Annotated in this window: 1 protein-coding gene and 1 pseudogene; one reads left to right on the forward strand and one right to left on the reverse strand. The window is 62.9% G+C overall.

Translation table 11 applies throughout. The annotated features are described in order from the left end of the window. Positions 1-98 precede the first annotated feature (98 nt). On the forward strand, positions 99-1,346 hold the full coding sequence (locus tag OCL88_RS20995; RefSeq protein WP_021474838.1) for an IS256 family transposase: 1,248 nt from the start codon (positions 99-101) through the stop codon (positions 1,344-1,346). A 58-nt stretch (positions 1,347-1,404) separates the two neighbouring features. Here the strand turns inward: OCL88_RS20995 and OCL88_RS21000 are convergent. Then, a pseudogene (locus OCL88_RS21000) lies at positions 1,405-1,848 on the reverse strand (IS110 family transposase); the annotation flags it as partial.

Here is a 1,848-nt window from a genome sequence, read left to right on the forward strand (position 1 = left end):
GAGGGTGTTTCATTGAGTGTGTAAGGGTCCGGTCTCTAACTAGGGTGTGACCTGCGGTTTCACCCCTGAAAGGACGGGCCCTCTTGGCCGAAATCAGTATGACCACTAACCCCCTTGAAGGCGTTTTGAGCGCCGATCAGATCGACGCGCTCGTCACGGCTGCGGAGGACCTCGGAGAGGGCCGCAACGGTGTTGAGGAACTCCTTGCCCGGATGACCCGCGCGGTCCTGGAACGGGCCCTGGAAACGGAGATGAGCGACCACCTCGGCTACGAGTCCGGGGACCCCGCAGGGCAGGGCACGGGCAACTCCCGCAACGGCAAGACAACCAAGAGCGTTCAGACCCTCCAGGGGCCTGTTCAGGTCACCGTGCCACGGGACCGGAACAGCTCCTTCGAACCGGTCATCGTGCCCAAGCGGGCCCGCCGGTTGGGCAAGGTCGAGGACATGATCCTGTCACTCTACGCCCGCGGGATGAGCACCCGGGATATCGGTTCCCACCTCGATGAAATCTACGGGACCAAGGTCTCCGCCGCGACGATTTCGAGGGTGACGGACGTGATTGCCGATGAGGTCGCCCAGTGGCAGAACCGGCCGCTGGAGTCCGTGTATCCGATCGTCTACATCGACGCGATCTGGCTGAAAATCCGGGACGGCGGCGTGGTGGTGAACAAGGCCTGCCACGTGGCCGTGGGCGTTGACGTGGAGGGCCGCAAGCAGGTCCTGGGCCTGTGGCTGGGCACCAGCGAAGGGGCGAAGTTCTGGGCCAACGTGCTCACCGAAATCCGCAACCGCGGAGCCGCCGACATCCTGATCCTGTGCTGTGACGGGCTCACCGGGCTGCCGGCAGCGGTGAACAGCATCTACCCCCAGACCGTCGTGCAGACCTGCGTCGTGCACCTGCTGCGATCGGCCATGAAATACGCCTCCTACGGCGCCCGCAAAGCCATGGCCCGGGACATGCGCCCGATCTACACCGCACCGACCGTGCAGGCGGCCGAACTGGCAATGGAGGCCTTCGCGGAAACCTGGCAGGCCACGGCTCCCGGGGCGGTGCTGGCCTGGCGGAACGCCTGGGAAGACTTCACCCCGTTCCTGGCCTTCACCCCGGAGATCCGCAAAGTCATCTACACCACGAACCAGATCGAATCGATCAACTACCAGCTGCGGAAGATCACCAAAACGCGGGGCTCATTTCCTTCCGACGAGGCCGCGATCAAGCTGGTCTACCTCGGGATCAGAAACATCGAAACGACCCGCGGCGGTGAACTCGGAACCGGCACCCAAGGCTGGCACCAGGCACTGAACGCTTTCGCCGTTCAATTCCCCAACCGACTTCCGATCTGACCACCCGGCAGACCGGACAACCGACCGGTCCCTTACACAGAAAACTTGACACCCCCCGTTCTCCGCTGATCAAGGCCTCAAGCATCTCTCTGGACGAGATCCCTACCAGGTCTGAAACCACCGAGGAGAGCTTGATTCCCGAGCTCTCCAGAAACTTCTCAAGCCGCTGGATCTCACGGGTCCTGTCCCGGCCGGCGATAGCACGGGCCCGGGTCAGGTCCCGGAGCTCCCGGATCGGCTCGGGTGGAACGAAAGAACCCCTTAGAAGTCCGTAAGCGGCCAACTGCGCCAACCACGCCGCATCCGAAACATCAGTTTTGCGTCCCGGGATATTACGGGCGGCCTTGGCATTGACCAGCATCACCGGCAGCGTCTCCTCAAACAGATAGAAGAAGGGCTTCCAGTAATCGCTGGTCGCTTCCATCACCACGGCAGTGACCCGTTCACGCTCCAGGAACTCCCGCAGTTCCAGGATCGCTTGCGTGGTTGCGCCCCAGGTCGT

The sequence above is a fragment of the Paenarthrobacter sp. PAE-2 genome, assembly GCF_026013155.1.
GTDB classification, from domain to species: domain Bacteria; phylum Actinomycetota; class Actinomycetes; order Actinomycetales; family Micrococcaceae; genus Arthrobacter; species Arthrobacter ureafaciens.

What these genes read in the sequence shown, in the direction of transcription:
- OCL88_RS20995 (WP_021474838.1), top strand. Translation starts at nt 99, where the DNA reads ATGACCACTAACCCCCTTGAAGGCGTTTTGAGCGCCGATCAGATCGAC.